Origin of the sequence: Streptomyces sp. AJS327 (genome assembly GCF_013450295.1) — a bacterium.
Taxonomy (GTDB): Bacteria; Actinomycetota; Actinomycetes; order Streptomycetales; family Streptomycetaceae; genus Streptomyces.
On sequence record NZ_SKBR01000003.1, the window covers coordinates 941791 to 965060 of the forward strand.

The 23270-nt window shown below is 72.3% G+C and carries 19 protein-coding genes; 9 read left to right on the top strand and 10 right to left on the bottom strand.

What is annotated here, in order from left to right; all coding sequences use genetic code 11:
• The first annotated feature begins 113 nt into the window (after nucleotides 1–113).
• Nucleotides 114–3929 (top strand): D-alanyl-D-alanine carboxypeptidase, encoded by a 3816-nt coding sequence (locus tag E0L36_RS27905; RefSeq protein ID WP_308416855.1) that lies wholly within the window; start codon nucleotides 114–116, stop codon nucleotides 3927–3929.
• A 63-nt stretch (nucleotides 3930–3992) separates the two neighbouring features.
• On the top strand, nucleotides 3993–6215 hold the full coding sequence (locus tag E0L36_RS21155) for an MFS transporter (RefSeq protein WP_308416856.1): 2223 nt from the start codon (nucleotides 3993–3995) through the stop codon (nucleotides 6213–6215).
• Nucleotides 6216–6381: 166 nt separating this feature from the next.
• Here E0L36_RS21155 and E0L36_RS21160 read toward each other — a convergent pair whose 3' ends face one another.
• Nucleotides 6382–6780 (bottom strand): VOC family protein, encoded by a 399-nt coding sequence (locus tag E0L36_RS21160; protein ID WP_180930685.1) that lies wholly within the window; start codon nucleotides 6778–6780, stop codon nucleotides 6382–6384.
• Nucleotides 6781–7126: 346 nt separating this feature from the next.
• Between E0L36_RS21160 and E0L36_RS21165 the strand changes: the two genes are divergently transcribed.
• From E0L36_RS21165 to E0L36_RS21175, 3 genes are read left to right on the top strand one after another with little or no spacing between them, the layout of a single operon-like run.
• On the top strand, nucleotides 7127–8794 hold the full coding sequence (locus E0L36_RS21165; protein WP_258016364.1) for an MFS transporter: 1668 nt from the start codon (nucleotides 7127–7129) through the stop codon (nucleotides 8792–8794).
• Nucleotides 8791–10074 carry an ATP-grasp domain-containing protein gene (locus tag E0L36_RS21170; protein WP_180930686.1) on the top strand — a complete coding sequence of 428 codons (1284 nt, stop codon included), beginning with the start codon at nucleotides 8791–8793 and terminating at the stop codon, nucleotides 10072–10074. Before E0L36_RS21165 ends, E0L36_RS21170 begins: the two co-directional genes overlap by 4 nt.
• Nucleotides 10068–11030, top strand: a complete 963-nt coding sequence (locus E0L36_RS21175) for a GlxA family transcriptional regulator (RefSeq protein ID WP_180930687.1) — start codon at nucleotides 10068–10070, stop codon at nucleotides 11028–11030. The genes E0L36_RS21170 and E0L36_RS21175 overlap by 7 nt, the downstream gene beginning before the upstream one ends.
• Before the next feature lie 49 nt (nucleotides 11031–11079).
• On the opposite strand, the gene E0L36_RS21180 is transcribed toward E0L36_RS21175, so the two are convergent.
• Both E0L36_RS21180 and E0L36_RS21185 read right to left on the bottom strand, forming a co-directional pair.
• The gene (locus tag E0L36_RS21180; protein ID WP_180930688.1) at nucleotides 11080–11484 is read right to left on the bottom strand and encodes a VOC family protein; all 405 of its coding nucleotides are present in this window, start codon (nucleotides 11482–11484) and stop codon (nucleotides 11080–11082) included.
• A gap of 265 nt (nucleotides 11485–11749) precedes the next feature.
• Nucleotides 11750–11956: a DUF397 domain-containing protein gene (locus E0L36_RS21185; protein WP_308416857.1), complete on the bottom strand. Its 207-nt coding sequence runs from the start codon at nucleotides 11954–11956 to the stop codon at nucleotides 11750–11752.
• 170 nt (nucleotides 11957–12126) lie between these two features.
• Here E0L36_RS21185 and E0L36_RS21190 point away from each other — a divergent pair, with 170 nt between their 5' ends.
• A complete protein-coding gene (locus E0L36_RS21190) occupies nucleotides 12127–12354 on the top strand; it encodes a hypothetical protein (RefSeq protein ID WP_180930689.1) in 228 nt (75 codons plus the stop codon).
• A gap of 150 nt (nucleotides 12355–12504) precedes the next feature.
• Here E0L36_RS21190 and E0L36_RS21195 read toward each other — a convergent pair whose 3' ends face one another.
• From E0L36_RS21195 to E0L36_RS21205, 3 genes are all read right to left on the bottom strand, one after another.
• A complete protein-coding gene (locus E0L36_RS21195; protein WP_180930690.1) occupies nucleotides 12505–14718 on the bottom strand; it encodes an MMPL family transporter in 2214 nt (737 codons plus the stop codon).
• Nucleotides 14715–14975 carry a hypothetical protein gene (locus E0L36_RS21200; protein ID WP_180930691.1) on the bottom strand — a complete coding sequence of 87 codons (261 nt, stop codon included), beginning with the start codon at nucleotides 14973–14975 and terminating at the stop codon, nucleotides 14715–14717. The genes E0L36_RS21195 and E0L36_RS21200 overlap by 4 nt, the downstream gene beginning before the upstream one ends.
• Before the next feature lie 212 nt (nucleotides 14976–15187).
• Nucleotides 15188–16405, bottom strand: coding sequence for a helix-turn-helix transcriptional regulator (locus E0L36_RS21205; RefSeq protein WP_308416858.1), 1218 nt, complete (start codon nucleotides 16403–16405; stop codon nucleotides 15188–15190).
• Nucleotides 16406–16924: 519 nt separating this feature from the next.
• On the opposite strand from E0L36_RS21205, the gene E0L36_RS21210 reads away from it, so the two are divergent.
• The 3 genes from E0L36_RS21210 to E0L36_RS21220 all read left to right on the top strand — a co-directional run bounded on the left by E0L36_RS21210 (nucleotide 16925) and on the right by E0L36_RS21220 (nucleotide 18876).
• Nucleotides 16925–17833 carry a radical SAM protein gene (locus tag E0L36_RS21210; protein WP_180930693.1) on the top strand — a complete coding sequence of 303 codons (909 nt, stop codon included), beginning with the start codon at nucleotides 16925–16927 and terminating at the stop codon, nucleotides 17831–17833.
• Nucleotides 17834–17855: 22 nt separating this feature from the next.
• A complete protein-coding gene (locus E0L36_RS21215) occupies nucleotides 17856–18197 on the top strand; it encodes a hypothetical protein (protein ID WP_180930694.1) in 342 nt (113 codons plus the stop codon).
• A gap of 190 nt (nucleotides 18198–18387) precedes the next feature.
• Nucleotides 18388–18876 (top strand): hydrolase, encoded by a 489-nt coding sequence (locus tag E0L36_RS21220; RefSeq protein WP_308416873.1) that lies wholly within the window; start codon nucleotides 18388–18390, stop codon nucleotides 18874–18876.
• Here the strand turns inward: E0L36_RS21220 and E0L36_RS21225 are convergent.
• The 4 genes from E0L36_RS21225 to E0L36_RS27915 all read right to left on the bottom strand — a co-directional run bounded on the left by E0L36_RS21225 (nucleotide 18849) and on the right by E0L36_RS27915 (nucleotide 23098).
• The gene (locus tag E0L36_RS21225) at nucleotides 18849–19583 is read right to left on the bottom strand and encodes a response regulator transcription factor (RefSeq protein WP_180930695.1); all 735 of its coding nucleotides are present in this window, start codon (nucleotides 19581–19583) and stop codon (nucleotides 18849–18851) included. The genes E0L36_RS21220 and E0L36_RS21225 overlap by 28 nt on opposite strands.
• A gap of 142 nt (nucleotides 19584–19725) precedes the next feature.
• Entirely contained in the window at nucleotides 19726–21630 is a 1905-nt protein-coding gene (locus E0L36_RS27910; RefSeq protein WP_258016366.1) for a histidine kinase, read from the bottom strand.
• Nucleotides 21631–21950: 320 nt separating this feature from the next.
• A complete protein-coding gene (locus E0L36_RS21235; protein ID WP_180930696.1) occupies nucleotides 21951–22973 on the bottom strand; it encodes a 3-oxoacyl-[acyl-carrier-protein] synthase III C-terminal domain-containing protein in 1023 nt (340 codons plus the stop codon).
• A complete protein-coding gene (locus E0L36_RS27915) occupies nucleotides 22970–23098 on the bottom strand; it encodes a hypothetical protein (protein ID WP_258016367.1) in 129 nt (42 codons plus the stop codon). The genes E0L36_RS21235 and E0L36_RS27915 overlap by 4 nt, the downstream gene beginning before the upstream one ends.
• Nucleotides 23099–23270: the final 172 nt, after the last annotated feature.

The following is a 23270-nucleotide window of genomic DNA, read 5'->3' on the forward strand; positions in this document are numbered from 1 at the left end:
TCGGGCCCCCCGGAGTGTGGGCCCGGTGGAGAGCCGTCGCCTGGAGTGGCGGCCGTGGTGCGCGGCACCCTGTTTACTGGTATGGCGAGCGGCGACAGCAGTAGGAGGCATCGGTGGCGGGCGAGTCCCCCGGCAAGTCGGAGCGGGAGAGGTCGTCGGGGGAGACGACGGACGACGGCGGCGCGGTTGCGCCGAAGCCGGATTCGGTCACATCGGGGCGGGAATCCACCGGAGTGGGAGCCGATTTCGGCCCCGCGCCGGACGCGGAGACCGGCACCAGCGCGAACGACCCCACGGGCGGCGCCGAGGACGACACGTCCCCGAACGCGTCCGGCGGCGCGGGCGAGTCCGGCGGCGGAGACGATCGGCTGAAGGCGGCGGTCGCCGCCTGGGTGGCCGGGCCCGAGGAGACCCCCGCCGACCCCGGCGAGGCCCCCGCCGCCGAGGCGGAGGCGGCGGACGCCGCCTCTCCCGGGCGCGCGGGCGCGGGCGGCGGCGAGGACGCCCCGGCCGCCGACGCCACCCCGGACGCCCCTCAGGGCGCGGCGGGCACCCCGAGGGCGGAGGCCGCCAACACGACGGACGCGGGCGGCGATCCGGCCCCGGCCGACGAGGCGGAGGCGCCCCGGTCGGCCGACGCCCCCCAGCGGGCCGCCTCGGCCGGCAAGGCCAGCGGCTCCGGTGGAGGCAAGGGGTCCGGCACGTCGGGTAAGGCCGGTAGGTCCGGCAAGGCCGGTACGTCGGGTAAGACGGCGGGGTCCGGCAGGGCGGGCAAGACCGCTGAGTCCGGCCAGTCCGGCAGGGCGAGTCAGACGGCCAGGACCCGCCGGGTGGGCAAAGCCGACAAGACGGACGAGGCTGGCAAAGCCGATAAGGCCGACAGGGCCGATAAGCGGAGCACGGCGGGCGCGGCGAGCGCCCAGGGCTCGACGCACGGGAAGAGCGCGACGGACGGGAAGAGCGCGGCCGGTCAGTCCGGTGCCTCCGGTCGGTCCGGTGCGTCTGACGCGTCCGGAGCGGCCGGGAAGCGTGGTGGCGAGTCCGTGAAGCGCGGGTCGGCCGCCGCGTCCGGGGCCGGTGACGCCGCCTCCGGAGACGCGGCCGGGACGGGCGGCGATCTGCCGGTGCGTCCACGTCCGCGCGCCACGCCCGCCGAGGAGAGGGACGCGCCAACGGCCATGTTCCGGTCGCTCAACGAGGACGATCTGTCCGCGCGGCGCGGTGACGACACGGACGGCGAGGCGGCCGCCCGCCGAGCTGAGCGCATGACCTCCGCCTTCTTCGGCCCGGCCCGGAGCCGTGGCCGGGAGGACGACGCGGAGGCCCCGGCGGACACCGCCGACTCCACGGACACCGGGAAGACCGGGAACGCGGGGAAGGCCACGGACACCGGGAGCGACGAGGACACCGCGAGGACCGGAGGCCCGAGGACCGCCCCGGCGGCCGGAGAGGCGCCGGAGAAGGCGTCCGGAAAGACGTCGGGGAAGTCGACGACCGGGAAGCGCTCCGGAAAGCAGGCCGGGAAACCGGGCGGGAGCGCCCCCAGTAAGCCCGCGGGCGCCTCGAAGGCGCCGAAGGCCAGCTCCTCGGAGGGGGCCGGAACCCCCGCGAAGCCCGAAACACCCGCGAAGCCCGGATCATCCGCGAAGGCGGGGGCGTCGGAGCGGGCCGGATCACCCGGATCACCCGGATCACCCGGATCATCCGGGCGGAAGGACGGGAAAGTCGGGAAAGCCGAGCGGGACGGGAAACCGGAGCGGGACGGGTCCGCCGAGGAGCTGGGCGCCTCTGGCCCCACCGCTGTGGACCAGCCGACGGCCGACTTCCGGGGCCTGGGGTCCGCGCGTACGCGGAAGGCCGAGAACTCGGGCACCGTGGACCAGCCCACCACCGCCTTCCGCGCCCCGAGCGGGCGCGGCGCGGGGAAGGGTGGCGCGGCGTCGAAGAACGCGGCGCCGTCCGGGGATCGGGACGAGGAGACGCGGGACGAGGAGGGGCCCGGCGAGGCGACGTCGGGTGCGGAGAAGCCCGCGCGGGACACCACCGTCGGTCTCGGTACCGGCGCGGTGGGCCGGGCGGCTGCCGCGAAGCGGTCCGCCGGGGGCACCACGGGTGGCCCGGACCGGGACACCAGCGTGCTCGGTACGTCCGCCAGGAAGGCGCTGTCGGGCGAGGGCACGGCCACCACGGCGGACGAGGCCCCGCACGGCGAGGGCGACAAGGGCGACGAGAACCCCGAGCACGGCGGCAAGAGCGGCGCCAAGGCCGGAGCCGCCGGAAAGGCCGGAGCCGCCGCGTCCGCGTCCGGAGTGGACGCCGAGGACGGCGGCGAGGGCGACGGCAAGGACGCGGGCAAGGGCGCGGCGGTGCCCGAGCAGGGGCGTCCCGCGGACTCGGAGAGTTCGGTTCCGGCGTCCCGTTCCGGGGCCGCGACCGCGGAGTCGGACGCCGAGCGGACCAGCACGTTCGTGCCGCTGCGCTCCACGGACGCGCCGTTGCCGCCGGAGCGCCCCACCTCCGCGCCGCCGGTGACGCCGCCGAAGCCCACGGCGGAGCCCACGGACGCGCCGGACGGGACGGACGCCTCCGGCGCCGAGCCGGGTTCGGCCGCGCTCGGGGAGACGGAGCGCACCCGGCAGCAGGCGCTGCCCGACCCGCCGCCGCTCGACCTCCTGGCGCAGTTGACGAACAAGCCGCCGCCTCCGGAGACGCCGCTGCGTACGGCGGTGCGGCGGGTCAAGATCTGGACGCCGCTGGCGCTGCTGCTGGTGTTGGCCTTCGTGATCGCTCAGGCGGTGCGTCCGCTGCCGGAGCCGACGCTCGCGCTCACCGCCCCGGCGACGCACACCTTCCCGGGCGCGAAGCCCGCGATGCCGTGGCCCGCCGAGGGGCAGGCCGCGGTCACCGTGGAGGGGCTGGGGTCGCTCGGTACGCACGGCGCGCGGAAGCCGGTGCCGATCGCGAGCGTGGCGAAGGTGATGACCGCCTACGTCATCCTCCGCGACCACCCGGTGAAGAAGGGCACGGACGGCAAGCTGATCCCGGTCGACAAGAAGGCCGAGGACGAGGCGGGGCTGAGCGCGCAGAACGAGTCGACGGTGGAGGTCAAGGAGGGCGACAAGATCTCCATGCGGGAGGCGGTCAACGCCATCATGATCGCGTCCGCGAACAACGTCGCCCGGCTGCTGGCGCGTTGGGACGCGGGGTCCGAGGAGAAGTTCGTCGAGAAGATGAACAAGGCCGCGAAGGACCTCGGGATGCGGAACACCACCTACACCGACCCGAGCGGGCTGCGGGCCGAGACGGTCAGTACCGCCGAGGACCAGGTGAAGCTGGGCCGGAAGGCGATGGAGGACCCGCTGTTCAAGGAGACGGTGCGGCTGCCCTCGTACGAGGACACCAAGGGCGACACGCACCCCAACTGGAACGGGCTGGTCCCGGTCGGCGGAGTGGTGGGGATCAAGACCGGCACCACCACCAAGGCGGGCGGCAACCTGCTGTTCGCCGCGGAGAAGGAAGTTGACGGGAACACGCAGCTGATCGTGGGGGCGGTTCTCGGCCAGTACCGTCCGTCGATCCTCGACACCGTGCTCGCGGAGAGCAAGAAACTGATCACCGCGGCGCAGGGCGCGCTGAGTTCGGTGCGCGTCGTGAAGAAGGGCGAGGTCGTCGGGGAGGTGGACGACCAGCTCGGCGGGAGGACGCCGCTGGTCGCCACCAAGGACGTCCGGGTCGTGGGCTGGGCCGGAATGAAAGCGCGGCTCAAGCTGACGGACGGGGGCGAGACCCCGCCACACGAGGCCGGTTCGGGCGACCGGGTCGGCTGGCTGACGGCCGGTTCGGGCCCTGGTCAGGTGCGCGTACCCGTCGCGTTGGGCGAGGAGAAGACGGAGCCCGGCTTTGGTTCGAAGCTCACCCGGATTCTTTAGCGGCTCCGGTTCGGGTAACGTCGGCTGGCCGGAGACGAGCGAGCCGCACGGGGTGAGGGCGCAGTGACCACTGTGCAGCCGCCGCGGACGTCCGAGGGGGACGACCGCGGCGGCGACAACGACAGCAGCGGAATAGGCACCGAGGGAAGCGGAACGCGCGCCTCGGTGAGCCTGCCGCGTCAGCGCGGTGCGCTGCGCGGGGACGGCACGGCCTCGGAGAGCGGCGCCGACGGGCGGAGAGCGGACGCGTCGGAGGACGACGCGGGGGATCCGGAGCGCGCGGAGCGCGCCGGGCCCGAACGCGAGCCGAACGACGCGGAGTCCGCCCGTCCGGCGGAGCGCGCGCACCCCGGCGAACCCGGCCGGGAGTCGGGCCACGCCACCGCGTCCGGTGGCGCGGACGACTCCGAGAACCCTGCCACCCCCGGGAAGCCCGGGGACGGCCCCGCCGACTCCGGGAGCGGCCCGGGGGCCGCTCGGGGCGAGGGGGAGCTGGCCTGGCCGTCCTGGCCCGCCGGGTTCCCCGGGACCGCGCGGCTGCTCCGCTGGGCGGACGAACGTCCGTGGCGGGGTGGGCTGTTGCGGTTCGCGCGCCACCCGGCGACCGTCGCGACGCTGCTGGCGCTGGTACTGCACCTGCTCTGGTTCTACCTGCTGGCGAGCGGCGGCGGGGATCTCGCGGCGCAGGACGCCTGGGCGGAGTTCGCCCGGCAGCACCCCGGCTCGGCGTACAACCTCGCCTGGTACGGCGGGTTGCACCCGTTCTCCTACAGCGTCATATCCCCGCACCTGATGGCGGTCATCGGCGTCCGCACCACGCTGATAGTGGCCGGGGTGCTGTCCTCGACCCTGCTCGGGCTGCTGCTCGCGCGGGTGGTGCGACGGCCGATGGTGCCCGCGCTGGCGGGCGCCTTCGCCTTCGCCTGCAACGCGGCGTCCGGGCGGGTCACCTTCGCGCTGGGCGTGCTGTTCGGGCTGGGCGCGGTCGCGGTCGTCTGGGCCTGGCCCGCGCGCTGGAAGGCGAGCCGCTGGCGGCAGTACGGCCGGGGGGTGCTGGCCTTCCTGCTGGCGGCGCTCGCGACCGGAGGCAGCCCGGTCGCCGGACTGTTCCTCGAAGTGGTGGCCGCCGCACTGCTGTTGAGCCGCCGCCGGGCCGCCGCGCTGTCGGTGGCGCTGGCGCCGCCGGTCGTGGTGGGGATCTCGGCGCTGTTCTTCCCCTTCGAGGGGATGATGCCGATGCCGCTCGTCTCGGTGTTCTTCCCGCTGGCGAGCGCGGTGGGGGTGTGGCTCTGCGTGCCCCGCGCCTGGCGCACGGTCCGGCTGGGCGCCGCGGTGTACGGGCTGGGAGTCGCGCTCACCTGGGCCATACCCTCCCAGGTCGGGTCGAACGTCGAGCGGTTGAGCCTGCTGTTCGCCGGAGTGGTGCTGCTGGCGGCGGCCCCCGAGACGCTGTCCAGCTGGCGTTCCCGCCGGGGCAAGGCCATGATCGTGGCGCTGGTCGTGGTGATGGGCTTCCAGCTGGGCAAGCCGATCTTCGACGTCATCTACACCACCCCCGAGAAGCCCTGGGACGGCGAGGTCAAGCCGCTGGTCGAGCAGTTGGAGAAGCGGAAGGCGGAGCGCGGCCGGGTGGAGGTGGTCCCGGTACGCAGCCACCGGGAGGCGGCGGCGCTCTCCCCGTACGTCAACCTGGCGCGTGGCTGGAACCGGCAGGCGGACACCGACCGCAACCCGCTGTTCTACGACGAGAAGGGGCTGACCCCCGACCGCTACCACAACTGGCTCCGCCGCTGGGCGGTCGGCTACGTGGTGCTGCCCACCGACAAACCGGACGACGCGGGCAAGGACGAGGCCGCGCTGGTACGGAAGGGACAGCCGTTCCTGCGCGAGGTGTGGTCCGACAAGAACTGGAAGCTGTACCGGGTCACCGACTCCCTGCCCATGGCCGAATCACCCGGACGGGTACTGCACGCCGACGCGAACGAGGTGACCGTCCGCGTCCGCGAGCCGGGCGCGGTGGTGGTGCGCGTCCCGTACTCGCCCTGGCTGGGACTGGTGGACCGGAAGGGCGAACCGGTGGCGAACCAGCCCGGCGCCGCCAGCGCCGGATGCCTGCGGGAGGCCGAACCACGCGTCGGCGGACGGCCAGCGCCCGGCGACGACGAACCCGTGCTCGACCGCTGGACCGTCCTGGAGGCACCCCGCGCCGGTACGTACCGGATCGCCGCGCCGTACCAACTGCCGCGCGGAACGCCCTGTGCCGACCAGCGCTCCGCCAAGGAGTGACCGCTCAGCGCTCCGCCGCGCCGTGACCACGCCGGGCCCCCGGGAACGAACCCCGGGGGCCCGGCCGCGTTTCCGCATCCGCCGCTCCGGGCGGTCCCAGCGCGGCTGGGGTCCCGGCGCTCCGGGCGGTCCCAGCGGGACGGGTGGTCTCCGCGCGCTGGGCGGTCTAGGTGGGGAAGCCGCCGTAGGGGACGGTCAGGACCTCCATGGCGTGCCCGTCCGGGTCATGCCAGTAGAAGCCGCGCCCGTCGTCGCGCCGGTTGATGTTCCCGGGGTCGTCGTAGGTCGGGCCGGAGTAGTAGGTGATGCCCTGCTCCTGGACGCGGGCGAAGATCCCGTCGAACTCCTCCTCGGACACCAGGAAGGCGTAGTGCTGCGACTGGATGCCCTGGCCGTCGTCCCCGGGGTGGTTGGCGAAGTCGAGGGTGACGCCGTTCCCGGTGTCCACCGGGGTGAACGGGCCGGTGTCGGCGCCGACCTCAAGACCCAGGACATGGGCGAGATGGTGGGCCGAGGCCCGCTTGTCGGTGGCGTGGACGATGGTGTGGTTCAGCTGGATCGCCATGATGTGCCCTCCGGATGCTTCTCGTCCCGTTTCGTACCGCCAGTCTTTCCCGGCGGCCCGGGGTGCGGGAAGCCGCCAAGTGCCCATCCGCGCTGGGTCGTTGGGCGTAAGCCCCGGGGTGGAGCCGCCAGCCGCGGGTCCTACGGCGGTCGGAGAGCCCCGTACCGCGCCGGGAGGCCCACCCTCCCGCCTTCCCCGCCCACGCCCCCGTGACGAGCGGGGCCCCCGCGCGCCGCCGGGCGGTTCGGGCGCGCCCGCGCCCCCCGGCGGTGGATGGCAGCAATTCGTGGGTGTTCGGCACCGCCGCCACTGTCACCCGGCGCCCCACCCTCCGCAGAGTGACCCCATGGGAGAGGTAAGCGACGCGAGACAGCGGAAACCGGCCGGTGCCGCCGGGAAACCCCGGGTGCGGGTGCGTGACGTGTGGCGCGAGTCCCCGCTGGCCGTCCGGTCCCTGCTCGCCGGGACCGCGATCAACCGGCTCGGCGGGTTCGTCCAGGTCTTCATGGTGCTGTACCTGACACACCGCGGGTTCTCCGCCGCCCAGGCCGGTGCCGCCCTCGGGGTGTACGGCGCGGGCACCGTGCTGGGCGTGCTCCTCGGCGGCTGGATGTCCGACCGGCTGGGCCCGCGCCGGACGATCGTCACGACCCTCCTCGGATCGGCCGTGCTGCTCCCGCTCGTCCTCCACCTGGACAGCTACCCGGCGATCCTGGCGGTCATCGGCGTCAGCGGAGCCGCCAGCCAGGCGTACCGCCCCGCCTCGACCAGCATGATCAGCGAACTGATCCCCGTCGAGCGGCACATCATGATCTTCGCCATGGTCCGCCTGGCGATCAACGTCGGGACCACGGCCGCGCCCCTGCTGGGCGCCGCGCTGCTCAGGGTCTCCTGGGACGTGCTGTTCTGGGGCGAGGCGCTGGCCGTCGTGGCCTTCTCCCTGGTCGCCCGGACCACCCTGCCCCCCGGCACCGGAAGGGGTGACGGGCGGGGCGACGAGCGGAGCGGCCGGGCCGCCGACCCGGGCGACGGAACCGGCCCGGACAGCCGAACCAGCGCGCGTGGCCCGGGCGTTGACACCGGCGGCGGACCCCGGCCGTCCTACCGGGCGGTGCTGGCCGACCGGCGCTACCTGGTGTTCCTCCTCGCAATGTTCGCCAGCTCCATGATCTACGTCCAGCACGTGTCGACGCTGCCGCTGACCGTGCGTCACCTCGGCATGAGCACCACGGTCTACGCCGCCCTGGTCGCCCTCAACGGCGCGCTGGTCATCACCTGCGAACTGCTCGTCGCCACGGTGGTGCAGCGCTGGCCCACCCGGATCGCGGTGGTCTGCGGAGTCGGGCTGACCGGCGTCGGGATGAGCCTGTACGCGCTGCCGTGGGGACTGGCCGCCCTGGTCATCGCCACCCTGGTCTGGTCGCTCGGCGAGATCATCGGCTATCCGACCCTGTTCTTCGCCTACCCCGCGCAGGCCGGTCCGCCCGCGCTCCGCGGACGCTACCTCGGCGCCTCCAACTCCCTCTACGGACTGGGCACCGCGCTCGGCCCCTTCCTCGGCGTCCTCCTCTGGAACCGCCTCCACGAGGGGCTGTGGCTGGCCTGCGGGCTGGTGGGCGTACTCGCCGTCTCGGCCGCCTGGTACGGCGTGCGCCCCGCACCCCCCGCGGACTCCACACCACCCCACGACACCCGGCCCGGCCCCGAACCCCCACCGGGCTCCGACGCCCCCCAGCCGGACTCCGGCGCACCCCGGCCGCCCGCTGACCAGCCGTCCCCACCGGGCCCCGTCGCCCCCCAGCCGGGGCCAGGAGAGCCCCAGGCCACCCCCGACGGCCCCCAGTCGGCGGCCAGCACACCCCAGCGGGCGGCCGACGACCCGCGCCGACCCCACCACCGGCGGGAACATGGCGACCATCCGGAGCGCGGTGCCGACGCCCACCCGTCCGCCCCCCGAACCCGACCGGGCGCCACGACCCCGCCCGGCCGCCCGAACCCGAAGGAGCACGCGTGACCGAACGCCAGGTGATCCTCGTGGACCCGTACGCGGGCGCGGCCGACTACGCCGACGCCTTCCGCGCCCGGGGCGTGACCCCGGTGGCGGTCCTCACCACCCCCACCCCGCTCCCCGCCTACCACCACACCTGGGCACCGGACCGGTTCCACACCGTGCACCACCACACCGGCGACCTCGCCGCGCTCGTACGGACCGTGCGCGCCCACGACCCGCTGGCCGTCATCCCCGGCAACGAGTCGGGCGTGCTGCTCAGCGACGCCCTGACCCAGGAGCTGTGGCCGGGCACCGGCAACGACCCCGAACTGTCCGAGGCACGACGCGACAAGTGGCCCATGGCACGGGCCCTGGAACGCGCGGGCGTCCCGCACCCCCGGACCCTCTCCACCGCCGACGAGGAGGAAGCCGCCAACTGGCTGCGCGAGACCGGCCTCACCAGCCGGGCCCTCGTACTCAAACCACGCCGCAGCGGCGGCACCGACGCCGTACGCAAGGTGGAACCCGGCGAGGACTGGCGGCCGTCGTTCCGCGCGCTGCTCGGCTCGGTGAACCGGTTCGGCCTCCCCAACGACACCGTGCTGCTACAGGAGTTCGCGGCTGGCACCGAGTTCGCCGTAGACACCTACTCGGTGGACGGCGAACTCGGCATCGTGTCGGTCGCCCAGTACACGAAGTCCACCAGGGCGGACCGGATAGGGATCTACGACGCGGTGGACTACCTCTCCCCCGACGACCCACGCGTCGCCCAACTCGGCGCGTACACCCGCGATGTCGCCCGGGCCGTCGGCATCCGCACCGGCTGCGCCCACACCGAGATCATGCTCACCGAGGACGGCCCCCGGCTCGTCGAGACCGCCGCCCGGCTGGCGGGAAGCTGCCTCCAGCACTCCGCGCGGCTCGCCACCGGCGACTGCCAGATCGACCGCACCGTACGGCACCTGCTCGACGGGGAGTTCACCCGCGGCTTCGTACGGGAACGCCCCACCCGGGTGCTGTGGCTGTCCGCGCCCCACGCGGGCACCCTGCGCGGCGGCACCGTGCTGGACGAGGCACGCGAACTCCCCACCTTCCAGCGACTGGGCCGCGCCTACCCCGACGGCGCCCACGTACCCCGCACCGAGGACCTGTTCACCAGCCTGGGCTGGGTCCTGCTCGCCGGGGACACCGAGTCCGCCGTGGACGCGGACACCGCCGCCGTACGGGACATCGAATCCCGACTGCCCATCGAGCCTTCGCCCCCGAATCCACGACAGTCCCGTACCGGGTGGGAGTCATGCTGAAGAACGTCGCGGCGGTGCTGCTGGACAACGTCCACCCCTTCGAACTCGGGGTGGTGTGCGAGGTGTTCGGCATCGACCGCCGCGCAGAGGGACTGCCCCACTACGACTTCGCGCTGGTCGCGGCGGAGACGTCACCGGTCCGCGCCGTCCCCGGGTTCACCATCAGCACACCGCACGGCCTCGACCGGCTGGAGAGCGCCGACCTCATCGCGATACCGGTGGGCGACGACTTCCACCACCGGGAGTTCCCGCCGCAACTCCTCGACGCCCTGCGCCGCGCGGTCGCACGCGGCGCCCGCGTCCTCAGCGTCTGCGTGGGCGCCTTCGTCCTGGGCGCCGCCGGGCTGCTCGACGGGCGCCGCTGCACCACCCACTGGCGGTTCGCGGGCGCGCTCGCCGAGCGCTACCCGAAAGCCCGGGTCGAACCCGGCGTGCTGTACGTGGACGAGGACCCGGTGATCACCTCGGCCGGTACCTCCGCCGGAATCGACGCCTGCCTCCACCTGGTGCGCACCGTCCAGGGCGGGGAGGTCGCGAACGCCATCGCCCGCCGCATGGTCGTCCCACCCCACCGGGACGGCGGGCAGGCGCAGTACATCGAACGACCGGTGCCGACCGGCGGCGGAAGAGGCATCGGCGAGGTGCTGGCCTGGATGGAACACCACCTGGATCGCGACCTCACCGTCAGCCAACTCGCCACCCGGGCACGGATGTCCCCCCGGAGCTTCGCCCGCCACTTCCGGGACGAGACCGGCACCACGCCCTACCGCTGGCTGCTCCGGCAACGGCTGCTGTTCGCCCAGCGACTGCTGGAGACCACCGACGCGACGATGGAGGCGGTCGCCGTACGCTCCGGATTCACCAACGCGGCGGCGCTGCGCCACCAGTTCGTCCGCATGCTCGACACCACCCCGCACGCCTACCGGCGCGCGTTCCGCCTCACCACCCCCGACTGACCCCACCGGCCCGGACCGACCCCACCGGCCCCCGCGACGGGGGTGCGCGTCACCCCTGGAGCGCCGCCGGATCCATGTACATCAACTCCCACTGGTGACCGTCCAGATCGAGAAAGGCCCGCCCGTACATCGGCCCGTCCATGATGGGTTCGCCGCTCGGCCGGCCCCCGGCGGCGAGGGCCCGCTCGGCCAGCTCGTCCACCTGGGCCCTGCTCTCCGCGCTGAGGCAGACCAGCACCTCGTTGACCCGTTCGGTGTCCGCGACCTCCTTCTTCGTGAAGCTCCGGAAGTACGGCTCGACGAGCAGCATCACGAAGATGCTGTCGCTGACCACCATGCAGGCGGCCTTCTCGTCGGTGAACTGCTCGTTGAACTCGAAGCCGAGCGCGCCGAAGAAGTCGGTCGCACGGTTCAGGTCCCGCACGGGGAGGTTCACGAAGATCTGCTGGGGCATGGCGCTGTCTCTCACTTCCCTGCGCGGAGCCGGAGGGTCCGGCCCCACGGGCCGGGTGACCCGGCCGCCCCACCGGCACGATCCGCGCACCGGTGGTCACGGAAACAGACCCGTGCCCCACCCCGAACTCATCGCCACCCCGGCACATTCCCCCACACATTCCCCCATGCGTCCCCACCCCCGGACCGCTCCAGCCCGCCCGTCCGACACCGCACACGCGAGACGGCCCCCACCCCGTGGTGAGGGCCGCCGTGGTCCACACGCCTCAGCCGAAGAACCGCCCACCCGCGACCCCGACCAGGAAGGACGCGAACGAGCCGGTTGCGACGGCGAGTTGGGGTCCGCTCGGGTTCTCGGAGTCGCGGACGGGGATGATGCCGTGCGTGGTCGCGAGGTTGGCGGCGACCTCGACGCACTGGCCGCCGTTGTCGCTGTGGGAGGACTTGGCCCAGCGGGGGGATGCGGTCGTCACAGGATGCCCTTTCACGACGCTTGGCCAGCCCCCCCGCAAAGCGGAGAGTTGGAGAACGACGACCGGTTTCCACGGCGGACACATGGGTGGACAGCCGGAGGACGACGAGCCCATCCCGACGACGGTCTCGTGCGAGCTGTACAAAGCACCCGCACGGTGAACACACCTCGATGATGCGGGAGTTGGACCCGCGCACGGATGGCGGCGCGATGTGGGTCAGCTGGCGGGGTGAGGGCCGGGAGGTGCGGGAGATCACGGTCCGGCGCTTCGACTACTGCGGTTCGGACAGCCCGTCGGGGCAGGGCTCCTGCTGGCTGCCGGACGGGCACCGGGGCGGACACGCCTGGGAACGCTTCGAACGACGCGCGGCTCCGTCCCCGCCGGGGGTGACCTGTTGACGGTTCTCCCACACCGAGCCCCGGGGCGGGCCCACACCGAGCCCCGGCGGGGCGGGCCCACACTGTCATCGCCGGGTGCCCCCGGGGAACACGTGGTTCCCCGGGGGCACCCGTGGCCCCGGCTCCCCCTGAAGTCGGGGCTTCGGACGGTCAGTTGGTGGGACGCTCCAGGGCCACCGTGGGCAGGCGTCGGGCCAGGGGCGCGGGCAGCCACCAGGCGGACCGACCGAACAGCCGCATCACGGCCGGGACGATCAGACAGCGGATGACGATCGCGTCCAGCGCGATGGCCACCGCCAGCCCCAGGCCGAACTGCTGGAGCATCCGGTCCGGGCTCAGGATGAACGCGGCGAACACCACGATCATGATGGCGGCGGCGGCCGTGATGACCTTGCCGGTGGCGGCCAGCCCCTCCCGTACCGAGTGGCCCGCGTCGCGGGTGCGTTCCCACTCCTCATGCATCCGGGAGACCAGGAAGACCTCGTAGTCCATGGAGAGCCCGAACACGATCGCGAAGATCATCACGGGGATGAACGCCTCGACGGGCCCCGGCTGCACGCCGAACCAGCCGTCCTGGAAGACCAGGGTGACCGCGCCCAGCGCCGCCGCGATGCTCAGCAGGTTCAGCACGGCCGCCTTGAGCGGGATCAGCAGCGAGCGGAACACCAGCATCAGCAGCAGCGTGGAGAGACCCACCACGATCGCGACGAACAGCGGCAGCCGATCCGACACGGTGTCCGCGAAGTCCTGGGTGGCCGCCGTCGGACCACCCACCAGGTACTCGGCATCGGTCCGCCGCTCCAGCGCGGGCAGCGTCTCCGAGCGCAGGGCGTGCACCAGATCGGCGGTCGCCTCGTCCTGCGGGGCGCTGGCCGGGAACGCGATCACCGTACTGATCGGGTGGTCCCCGGCGCCCCGGGCGGGCATGGGCGGGGTGGCCGCCGCGACCCCGTCCGTGGCCAGCAGCTTCTCGCGCAGCGCCGTCCCGTCGTCCTCACCACCCCGCGCCACGACCACCAGCGGACCGCTGAAACCGGGACCGAAGCCCTCGGCCAGCAGGTCGTACGCCTGCCTGCTGGTCGACGACTCCGCGTCGTTACCCGCGTCCGCGAAACCCAGCCGCATGTCCAGCGCGGGGGCGGCCAGCGCGAGCAGCGCCACCACCGCCACCAACAGGGTGGGCACCGGACGGCGCTGAACCGCCGCGCCCAGCGCCCGCCACCTGGCGCCCTCCTCGGCGCCCCTGGCGCGTGCCCGTTCCGCCCGCCTGAGCACGTGCCGCTGGACGCGCGGGCCGAAGACGGACATCAGCGCGGGCAACAGGACCAGCGAGGCGGCCATGGTCATCAGCACCGTCAGCGCCACGGCGAGCGCGACGCCCTGAAGCGCGCCCAACCCCAGCGCCACCAGCCCCAGCAAGGCGATGATCACGGTGCAGCCCGCGAAGAACACGGTGCGGCCCGCCGCGTCCAGCGCGGTGCGGGTGGCGGTCGCCAGGTCCGCGCCCTCGATCAACTCGTGCCGGAACCGGTAGAAGATCAGCAACGCGTAGTCGACGCCCACCCCGAGACCGACCAGCATCATGATCGGTGGCGTGAAGTCCGCGACGGTGAAGACGTGCGAGGCGAGGGCTATCAGCCCGACCGCGCCGCCCACCGCGAACACCGCCGTGACCAGCGGCAGCGCCGCCGCGACCAGCGAACCGAACAGCAGCACCAGCACCACCAGCGCGGCGAGCATCCCGGCGCCCTCCGCGCCGCCGCCCTCGCTCTCCTCGGCGCCACGCACCGCCTCCCCGCCGAGTTCGACGCGCAGGTCCTGCTCGCCGTCCACCGCCCGCGCGGTGTCGATGAGTTCGGTGACGTCCTCCTTCGGTACCTCCTCCGCCTTGGCGTCCAGCGTGACCGTGGCGTAGCCGATCGTGCGGTCCTCGGACAGCGCGGCGCGATCCTGGTACGGGCTCCGCACCTGCGCGACGCTGGGCAGCTTCCGCACCCGCTCCAGCAGACCGGATATCTCACTGCGCGCCTCGGGGCCCGTCACCCCCCGCCGGTCGGCCTCCCGCTGGAAGACGATCTCGACGCTGTCGCCTGCCTGCTCGGAGCCGTGCTCGCGCAGCACGTCCGTGGCGGCCTGCGAGTCCGTGCCGGGCAGCGCGAAGTCGTTCCGGTAGCCGTCGCCCACCAGCTGCGAGGCCACCGTGACCGCGAGCAGCACCAGCGTCCACAGCGCCAGCGCACCCCAGCGACGGCGCTGCGCCCAGCCCGCGATCCGCGCGAACACCCCGCCGGACGGCGTGAGTTGGCCGGTGTCCTGAGGCCCCAGCGGTCCATGAGGTTCCTGGGCGTGCGGGGTGGTGGTCATCGACGGCCTCCCCGGCGGCCCGGCGTGGCGTCGTCTCCCCGGCGGTAGCCGATGACACCGCCCGCTATCCCACCCAGCACCGGCACGGCGATGAACAGCGCGAGCAGGACGGGCGTACCGTCCACATCGAGGGTGCGATGGAGAACGAAGGTGAGGAACGCGGCGACCGTCTGGGTCAGGAACAGCCCCAGCGCCGCGCCGATCAGCAGCCCGGCGAGGACGGACGCCGCCCGCTCCGGAAACAGGTGCGTGGTCATGCGGCCAGGTTGCGCCGTGAGACGCCCCGCCCGCGTCGCCCACAAGCGGTCAACCGCCCTACTTCGCCAGGAGCAGATCCGCTTCCCCCCTACCCCCACAGTTGCGATTCTTGGCGCACGCGGCACCCGAGACCCCCTCTCGGAAACCTCCGGGACGGGCGACCATGCCCACCGGTGCGGGGAAGAACCGGCCAGGGGTTTTCGTTCCCGCGCTACTTCTCGCCCGGTGACGACCGCATGCTGTGATACGCCTCCCGCATATCCGATGTCTCTCGCAGTCCGCGGGCTTCTGCGGCCCTGACGACTTCCCACGCGCGCCAGTGGTTGGACGGCGCGACGCGCCCCGAGAGCATTGCTCTGCGGGCCGCGTCGCATGCCTCGTCCAGTTGATCACTGCCCAGCAGCGAGAGGGCGAGGTCAAGGTTCGCGGAGGCCACCCTGCGGGGCCATTTCTCGATGTCATCGGCTGGAGTGAGTTGGGCGATTACTTCCCTGGCGTAGGATTCCGCAGCACGATCTCCGACCCATGCGAGGGTCGTCGCCGTGTAGGCCAGGGACTTTCCTGGGTCGTACTGGTAGTGATGTTCTTTCCCTCTGAGTTCCGTCACGGTTCCCGCCATCTGGTGAACGCGCTCTATGGCTACGTAAGTTCCATGACGTTCACCGAGGCGTGCTCTTGCTCTTCCCTCTTGCGCCGTAGCTTGGATCGCCACAGAGCTACCTGTAGGGGCTATTGCCTGGGCGACCTTTGAGAGTTTCAATGCGCGACCGTACTCACCATCTGTCAGTACACGCCATGCGTCGGTCTCGTAACACCAAGCCTCAATCTCGCGGTGCTCCGCTTGGCGAGCCAGGGTGGCCGCTGTTTGTAGTCTGGCCGTGGCTGACTGCTCTTGGTTGAGGTCGATATGGAGCGTCGCGCCGAGTAGTTGAAGCCAGCCCCCGACGACACACAAGCGTCGTTTTTCCCCCAGGGTCATCCGAGCGTCGATGAGATGAGTCACGTACGAGGAATGTTTGCGAACCTGTTTCATCAGGTCCTTAGGTGCGGATGCAGGGTATTTCATGGCCAGTTCGTCGAAAGCGCCCTCAAGGCGGCTCAGTGTCTCTCTTCCCACATCACTCGCCGCGACCCGGCGAGCCAGTTCGAGAGCTTCGAGCTCATCCTCTGCTTCTTCGGCGGCGGGGAGGATGCCATGTAGCCGAACAGGTGCTCGGCATTCCGGAGTCAGTAGTGCGTCCAGTTCTCCTGCCGTGATGTCCAACGCCCTGGTGATCTTGGGTCGTTGCCAGGGCTGAGGGTCGGTGCTCCCGCTTTCCCAGCGTTGGATGGTGGAGCGGTCCACGTTGACTGCCTCAGCGAATTCCTCCTGGCTGTACCCGCACGCCTTGCGTCGCTCCGCGAACCTCCTCCGTCGGCTGCTGTTCACGGCTGTCGGCCTCCCTGGTTCCGACGTGTCCATCCCTGGTCAGCGTAGCCAGTGCGGCGACGGTGCGACAGAGGTGCGGCCTTTCTGCCGTGGCCTGCCTCAACTTCCCCTGATTTCCTGTCACATGTCGTCGGGCGACGGTGACCGGTGTCAGGGTCGAGGTGGCCACGGGTCTCCGTGAATGGCCCGAGTTCCCACGGTACGGGGAGTCAGGGAGTCTTGTCGTGAATCAACGGAGCCTGTGGGGTTCGCGCCACGGAGCACGAGGCGCCGCTGCTCGCGTCCGCTCGCTCGATGGTGGCAAGGAGCACGGCTGGCCCGAACAACGCGTGTCCGGCGAGGGGTGCGACGAGATCAGTGTGGACGTCGCTGAGGGCAACCCATTGGGTTCCTGTGGGCTGTGATGTGTGAAAGATGTCGTCGGCAAATCCGAAGGAGAAAGCCGACAGTTCCCGTTGCCCGCTGCTCGGGCCCTGTGGAGGTGGGCAGCGGCACGTCGAAGTCGTAAGGAGACTCGGAATGAGTACTGATCAAAACCGGCTGAAATTTGCCTGGTTAGAGGTCACTGGGCTCTGCAATGAATTCTGTGATCACTGCTACGCGGATTCCTCCCCGAAGGGTACCCACGGCGCCATGAGTGTGCGGGACTGGATGAGCGTTATTGACCAACTCTCGGGTATGGGTGCCCTGGATGTTCAGTTCATCGGGGGCGAGCCGACCCTCTACCCCGACCTGCCGGAGTTGATTCGGCGCGCATACGGGGCGGGACTGTCCGTCGAGGTTTTCTCCAACATGTCCCACATCCGGGAGGAGTTGTGGGAAACCTTCGTGGACTGCGGGGTGAGGCTTGCCACTTCGTACTACTCCGACACAGCGGAGGACCACGACGCGGTGACCAGGCTCAAGGGTTCTCACAAGCGGACACGGGCGAACGTGGAAAGGGCGCTGAGGCTGAACAGCCCGTTGCGCGGCGGAGTGGTGGCGGTCCGGGAAGGGCAGCGAGTCCGAGAGGCGGCACAAGATCTCGTAACGCTCGGGGTGGACCAGGTCGGAGGTGACCGGACGCGAGCGTTCGGAAGGGCCAGTAGGGGCGTCACGCCCGCTGTCGCGGACCTGTGCGGGCACTGTGCCCACGAGAAATGTGCGGTCGGCCCCACAGGTGACGTGTGGCCGTGCGTGCTCGGTCGGTTCCTGAGCATCGGGAACGTGCTGACCGTACCTCTCTCGAAAATCTGGGGCGGAACGCGCATGGCGGAGGTGCGTGCGGATATCGCGGCGGCGCTGGGGGAGGGCGCGGAATCGTGCACGCCTCCACAGTTTCTCCCTATGTGCGGCCCGTGTGGCCCGTGCGTCCCCTCGGTCGGGTACTGCGACCCGAAGCAAGCCACCAGCACGCCCCGCGACGCTACGATCAGCGCATCCGCATGAGTCGCTGAGCGAGGAGGATTCGGTGGATCACGGCGACGACTTCCACAGCTGGCTGAACGGCGATCCCGCCGGTCAGGCGGTGCGGCGATCGGAAGAGGAATGGGCCTTGATCGCTGGTTACGTGCGGCATGCGGTGAACAAGGTCGGACCGGCACTGCCGTTGTGTCTCCCTGGGGAACCGCAGGAGTGCGGACGGTCAGCACAACAGCACGTGCTGGTGTGGGGGGCGGTCCTCAAGGCCGCGGCCCAGCACCTGATCGAGGAAGCCGCACCGGCACCAGCCAACGCCGCTTTCGCCTCAGGACCGTTGTACCAGCGACACTTGGCGGAACTGCCTGCTCAGCCCCAGGGGCACCGCGGATAGTCCTCCGTGCGGCAGCCGTTGCCTGGCCCAACCGAGACCGCCGATTCTCCCCGTCATGTGGAGCTTTTCCCTGGAAGGGTGCCAGGGTGAATGCCGCGCCGTGGCGCGTTGAGGGGTTGTCCCATGGATGCTGTGGCCGTCTGCGTGGTGGAGAGCCCTGTCCCGGTTCAGCCTGGCAGGAGGGGTGAACGTGGGGTCTGTGGTGGGGCAACTGCCGGGGGGTTTCTGGGACGTTCCGTATGTGGGCTCCCGGTATCCGGGGGCGTCGGAGGTAGCGGCCAGCCCTGGTCTGGAGCGGGGCGCCAACTGCCAGTCGTTCGCGTACGCGGTGCTTCGGTACTTCGGGCTGGCGCCGCCTGAACTGAGGTCGAGCGAACTGTGGGCCGATACCCGGTTCACCACTCGTGTGCCGGTCGCCCAGCCACTCGACCTGGTGCTGGTCAACGCCGTCGATGACGCCTACGGCGCGCACGTGGGGGTCTGGGTGGGCGAGGAGCGGGTGCTGCACCTGTGTGCGGAGGTGGGGCGCCCGGCGGTATGGGAGATGGCGGAGTTCGCGAAACGGCCGCGCTACCGGGTCCTGGTCGGCGTCAAGCGTGTGGCCGGTGGGAGGGGTGGTACCGGTGACGGAACTCGTGGTGGTGGATGCGGTCAGATGGGGCGACGGGGGGTGGGGTGAGTGATCCAGCCGGGGCTGACGAGACCGGACTCGTAGGCGAGAACGACGAGTTGGGCGCGGTCGCGGACAGCGAGTTTGGTCATGATCCGGCTGACGTGGGTCTTGGACGTGGCGGGGCTGAGCACCAGCCGCGCGGCGATCTCGTCGTTGGACAGGCCGAGCGCGACGAGTTCCAGCACCTCCCGCTCGCGGCTGGTGAGCGCGCGCAGCGCGGTGGGGAGCCGGGGAGGGCGGGCGCGTCCGGCGAACTCCGCGATCAGCCGCCGGGTGACCGACGGGCTGATCAGCGCCTCCCCGCGGGCGGCGACCCGCACGGCGTGCACCAGCTCTTCCGGTTCGGTGTCCTTGACGAGGAAGCCGGTGGCTCCGGCGCGCAGGGCGGCGTAGATGTGGTCGTCCTCGTCGAAAGTGGTGAGGATGACGACGCGCACGTCGGCCAGCGCAGGTTCGGCGGCGATCGAGCGGGCCGCCTCCAGTCCGTCAGTCCCGGGCATCCGGATGTCCATCAGCACGACGTGCGGCCGGAGTTCGAGGCAACGCCGTAGCGCCTCGGCGCCGTCGGCGGCCTCGCCGACGACCGTGAGGTCCGGTTCGTCGTCGAGGATCGAGCGGAAACCGGCGCGGACGAGCCGCTGGTCGTCGGCGAGCAGCACGTGCACCTGCTCCGGGGCGGCTTCGGCGGGTTCCCCGGAAGGCGTGGCGGTCATGCCCACAGGGTAGGCCCGGGCCCGCGCGCGTCCCAGCCGGTGAGCGCACGGTCGCGACCGGCCGCTGCCAGCAGGCCCGCGAGGTGGGGAGGGTGAGGGGTGGGGTGGGGCGGGGGGAGGGGAGGGGGCCCCGAAGAGAGGGTCACGGCGCGGCGAGGTGCGGGGCTGGCTGGTAGGGGAGGCGGGCGTGGACGACATAGCCGTCCGGGGCGTTGGCACGTGGGCCCGCGGTCAGCTCCCCGCCGTGCTGCCGGGCGCGCTCCCGCATACCGCGTACCCCGCTGCCGCTGCCACCGGCACTCCTGTTTCCGCTTCCGTTGCCGCTCCTGCTCCCATCACGTCCGCCGTCCCTTTCGTTGCGGCTGTTCCCCCTGCCGCCGTCACTGCTGCTCCCACCGCTGTTTCCGCTATCGCTAACGCTTCCGCTGTGGGGGGCGGCTGCTGGGGGTGGGGCGCCGTCGGGGTCGTCGTTCTCGACGCGTAGCTCCAACTCCCGGGCACCGTAAGTGAGATGGACGGTGATACGGGTGGGGGTGGCGTGTCGGAGCGCGTTGGTCAGCGACTCCTGGACGATCCGGTAGGCGTCCCGCTCCACTTCGGGCGGCAGTCCGTCGTGGAGGCCGGTGAACCGGGCGTCGAGCCGCACCCCGGTGGCGCCCGCGCGGGCGAGCAGTTCCGGCAGCCGGTCGAGTCCCGGCGGCGCCTCCGGGGCGGACGGTTCCTCCGAAGACGCCCTCGCCGCCGCGCCGTTCAGTGGTCCGTGCCCGGCGTCGGCGCGGCCCTGAGCGTGGGCCGGCTGAGCGTGGGCTGGCTGAGCGTGGTCCCGTTGGGCGTGGGCCGGCTGAGCGTGGTCCCGTTGGGCGTGGGCCGGTTGAACGTGGGCCCGCTGGGCGTGGGCCTGCTGGGCGGGTGGCCCTGCGGGGACCCCGTGCACCGCCGGGCGGCCCCCGGCGGGAGGTTCCGCGGTGGGGTGTTCGGAGGTGCCGGGGCGACTCCCGGAGGCTAGGGCGGTCGCGTCCACCTGGCCGGTGTCGGAACCCCCGGCCGTCCCCGCTGCCTGGGCTGTCCCCGTGTTCCCAACTGTCCCCGCGGCCTGGGCTGTCCCGGAGATCCCGGCTGTCCCGCCGTCCACCTGGGCCGTCGTGGAGATCTCGGTGGCTTCAGCGGCTTCGGCGAAGGTCCCGACGGCCTTGGCGGCTTCAGAGACAGCAGCGGCCCCGGCGGTCTCGGGGGCCGGGGGCGCCTCGTCCGTCTGTGTCGTCTCGGAGGGGTGGGGGGTCACGGGCGTTCGCTTCGGGGAAGGAGCGGCGTCCGGGGTGTCGGCGCGGCGCAACACCCCCAGTGTGGCGCGGAGTTCGCGCAGGGTCTCGCGGCTGGCGGACTTGATGGTGCGCAGCGCCGCCACGGCCTGCCCGGGGTCGCGTTCGGCGCGGTGGACCGCCGCGCTGGCCTGCACGTTGATCAGGGAGATGTGGTGGCCCACCACGTCGTGTACCTCGCGGGCGACGCGCAGCCGTTCCTCGGTGGCCTGGCGCCTGGCCTCGGCCTCCGCGTAGGCGAGGCGGCCCCGGCGCATGCTGCCGAGGGCGATCACCGCGATCAGCCACCCGGTGAGCATGAAGATCGCGATGCGGTTCATCTCCTCGTTGCCCGCGAGGGTTCCGGCACCGGTGCCGAGCGCCATCAGCGCGGCGAGGGAGACGGCGGCGCGGGTGTGCCCGGCCGCCGCGACGTGGTACAGCGCCACGATCGGGGCGATCACCAGCGGTCCGTCCTCGACGCCGGTGATGTAGTACACGCCGGTGGCCAGCACGGTGAACAGGGCGACGAGGACGGGCCGTTCGCGGTGCAGGGGCAGCGCCGCGCAGACGGCCACGGTCAACAGCCAGCCGAGCAGGGCCATATGCCAGGGATCCCCGCCGCCGCGCAGTGCGGTGCCGATCGAGGTCGCCGCCATGAGTAGGCAGATCGCGGTGGCGGTGGCGATCTCCGTGAGCCGGTCACGGACCATCGGCGGCAGTGGGGGAACGCGGAGCCATCCGGGCATGAGGACCAGCGTACGGCCGGTGCGTGCGGGGCTGTTCGCCCGCGAGCCCGGTGCGGTGGTGGCGGGCGGGGAGTCGGCTCCGCTCCGGTGCGCGGCGGGGGCCCGGCTGGGGGGCCGGATAGGGGCGGCCACCGGCGCCCCGCCCTCATCGGACGGGCGCGGGTACGGGGGTGGCGATCGGCGCCGTGCCCCTCACCGGACAGGCGCGGCCGGGCGGCGTTCCGCCCCGCGCCTGTCCACCCGCCCGGCCACCCGCCACGCACCAGCCGCCCAGTCGTCAGTGCGTCGTGCCGCACACCAGCCGCTCAGCCGCCCAGTCGTCAGTGCGTTGTGCCCCGGCGCCAGTGGACGGCCGCCGCGCCCGCGAAGTCGCCCGCGTGAGCGAAACCGGCGAGCATCAGGAGGCTGCCGTCCGGGACGCGGCCCTCGCGGACTCCGTGGTCCAGGTTGACCGGAACCGCCGCGCCGAAGAGGTTGCCGAAGCGGTCGTACGTCTCCAGGTGGTCCTCCGGCCTGACCTCCAGGTCCTCCTGCCACGTGCGGAGGAACACCCGGTTCGGCTGGTTGGTGACGAGGCGGTCGAGGTCGTGCGTGGTGAGGTCAAGCCGGTCGCAGACCGACCGCACGACCTCCGGGACGAGGCGGTGGCCGCGTTCGACGATCTCGCTGACCTTGCCGGGCGTGAAGTCGACGCGCATCTGACTCTCGCCCGCCTCCCAGTACTTGCGGCCGTCGGCGAGGGTGACGCCGCAGTCCTTGGAGTACTCGCCGAGGTTGCGCACCTCGATGCCGAGCACCGGGGACTCCTCGGAGGCGGCGACGTAGGCCACGCCGCAGCCGTCGCCCGGCACGACCGCCTGCGGCAGGCCCCTGACCTGCTCCTGGGTCATCACCGTCCCGGCGACGTTCTGCACGTTGCAGATCAGGGCCGCGCGGGCCTGGCCCGTGCCGATGAGTGCCTGTGCGGTGCGCAGCAGGTGGACGAAGGAGGCGCAGCCGCCGTTGTGGGCGTCGATCACCCACTCGGGGCTGAGTCCCAGGCGGTGGCTGATCTCGGCGCCGGAGCCGGTGAAGGGCAGGTCGGGCAGGAGGACGTTGGTGAGGACGAGGTCGATGCCGCGCGCCTCGTCGGGGCCGATGCGGTCCAGCAGGGTGCGTGCCGCCTGCTCGATCATGTCCGCGGCGCTCTCCTCGCGGGCCACGTGGTGCCGGTAGGTCGGCGCCTCGAACATCTTGTGCCCGCTGAGTTCGCCGGTGCCGTCCTGGAACTGGTCGAACCAGGAGGTCGGCACCTGGTCGGGCGGCAGGTACGACGCGACCTCCAGGAGGCTGACCGTCTTCACGCGGCGGCCCCGTCGGCTGCCCACGCGCCGTACCCGTGGCGGTGCTCCGGGATCTTCTTGAGGCCCGGGACGTCAGTGGTGGCCGACGGGACGGCGGGCTGCGGGGTGTACGGCGGCGAGGCCATATCGGCAGGGTCCTTTCGATGGACTCGTGGTGGGGCTCAGGTGTCACGCGGGGCCGCGCGGAACCGGCCGCGCGGCCCTGGTCTGTGCCGATGAGTGCCTGTGCGGTGCGCGGCGGGCGGACGAGGGCGGCGCGGCCGCCGTCGGGGTTCGGTCACCCGCTCGGGGCGGAGC

Coding starts and splice junctions, on each gene's coding strand:
- E0L36_RS21160 (WP_180930685.1), bottom strand. CDS start 6,780: ATGGCGATCCAGCTGAACCACACCATCGTCCACGCCACCGACAAGCGG.
- E0L36_RS21165 (WP_258016364.1), top strand. CDS start 7,127: ATGGGAGAGGTAAGCGACGCGAGACAGCGGAAACCGGCCGGTGCCGCC.
- E0L36_RS21175 (WP_180930687.1), top strand. CDS start 10,068: ATGCTGAAGAACGTCGCGGCGGTGCTGCTGGACAACGTCCACCCCTTC.
- E0L36_RS21180 (WP_180930688.1), bottom strand. CDS start 11,484: ATGCCCCAGCAGATCTTCGTGAACCTCCCCGTGCGGGACCTGAACCGT.
- E0L36_RS21190 (WP_180930689.1), top strand. CDS start 12,127: ATGATGCGGGAGTTGGACCCGCGCACGGATGGCGGCGCGATGTGGGTC.
- E0L36_RS21195 (WP_180930690.1), bottom strand. CDS start 14,718: ATGACCACCACCCCGCACGCCCAGGAACCTCATGGACCGCTGGGGCCT.
- E0L36_RS21200 (WP_180930691.1), bottom strand. CDS start 14,975: ATGACCACGCACCTGTTTCCGGAGCGGGCGGCGTCCGTCCTCGCCGGG.
- E0L36_RS21210 (WP_180930693.1), top strand. CDS start 16,925: ATGAGTACTGATCAAAACCGGCTGAAATTTGCCTGGTTAGAGGTCACT.
- E0L36_RS21225 (WP_180930695.1), bottom strand. CDS start 19,583: ATGACCGCCACGCCTTCCGGGGAACCCGCCGAAGCCGCCCCGGAGCAG.
- E0L36_RS27910 (WP_258016366.1), bottom strand. CDS start 21,630: ATGCCCGGATGGCTCCGCGTTCCCCCACTGCCGCCGATGGTCCGTGAC.
- E0L36_RS27915 (WP_258016367.1), bottom strand. CDS start 23,098: ATGGCCTCGCCGCCGTACACCCCGCAGCCCGCCGTCCCGTCGGCCACC.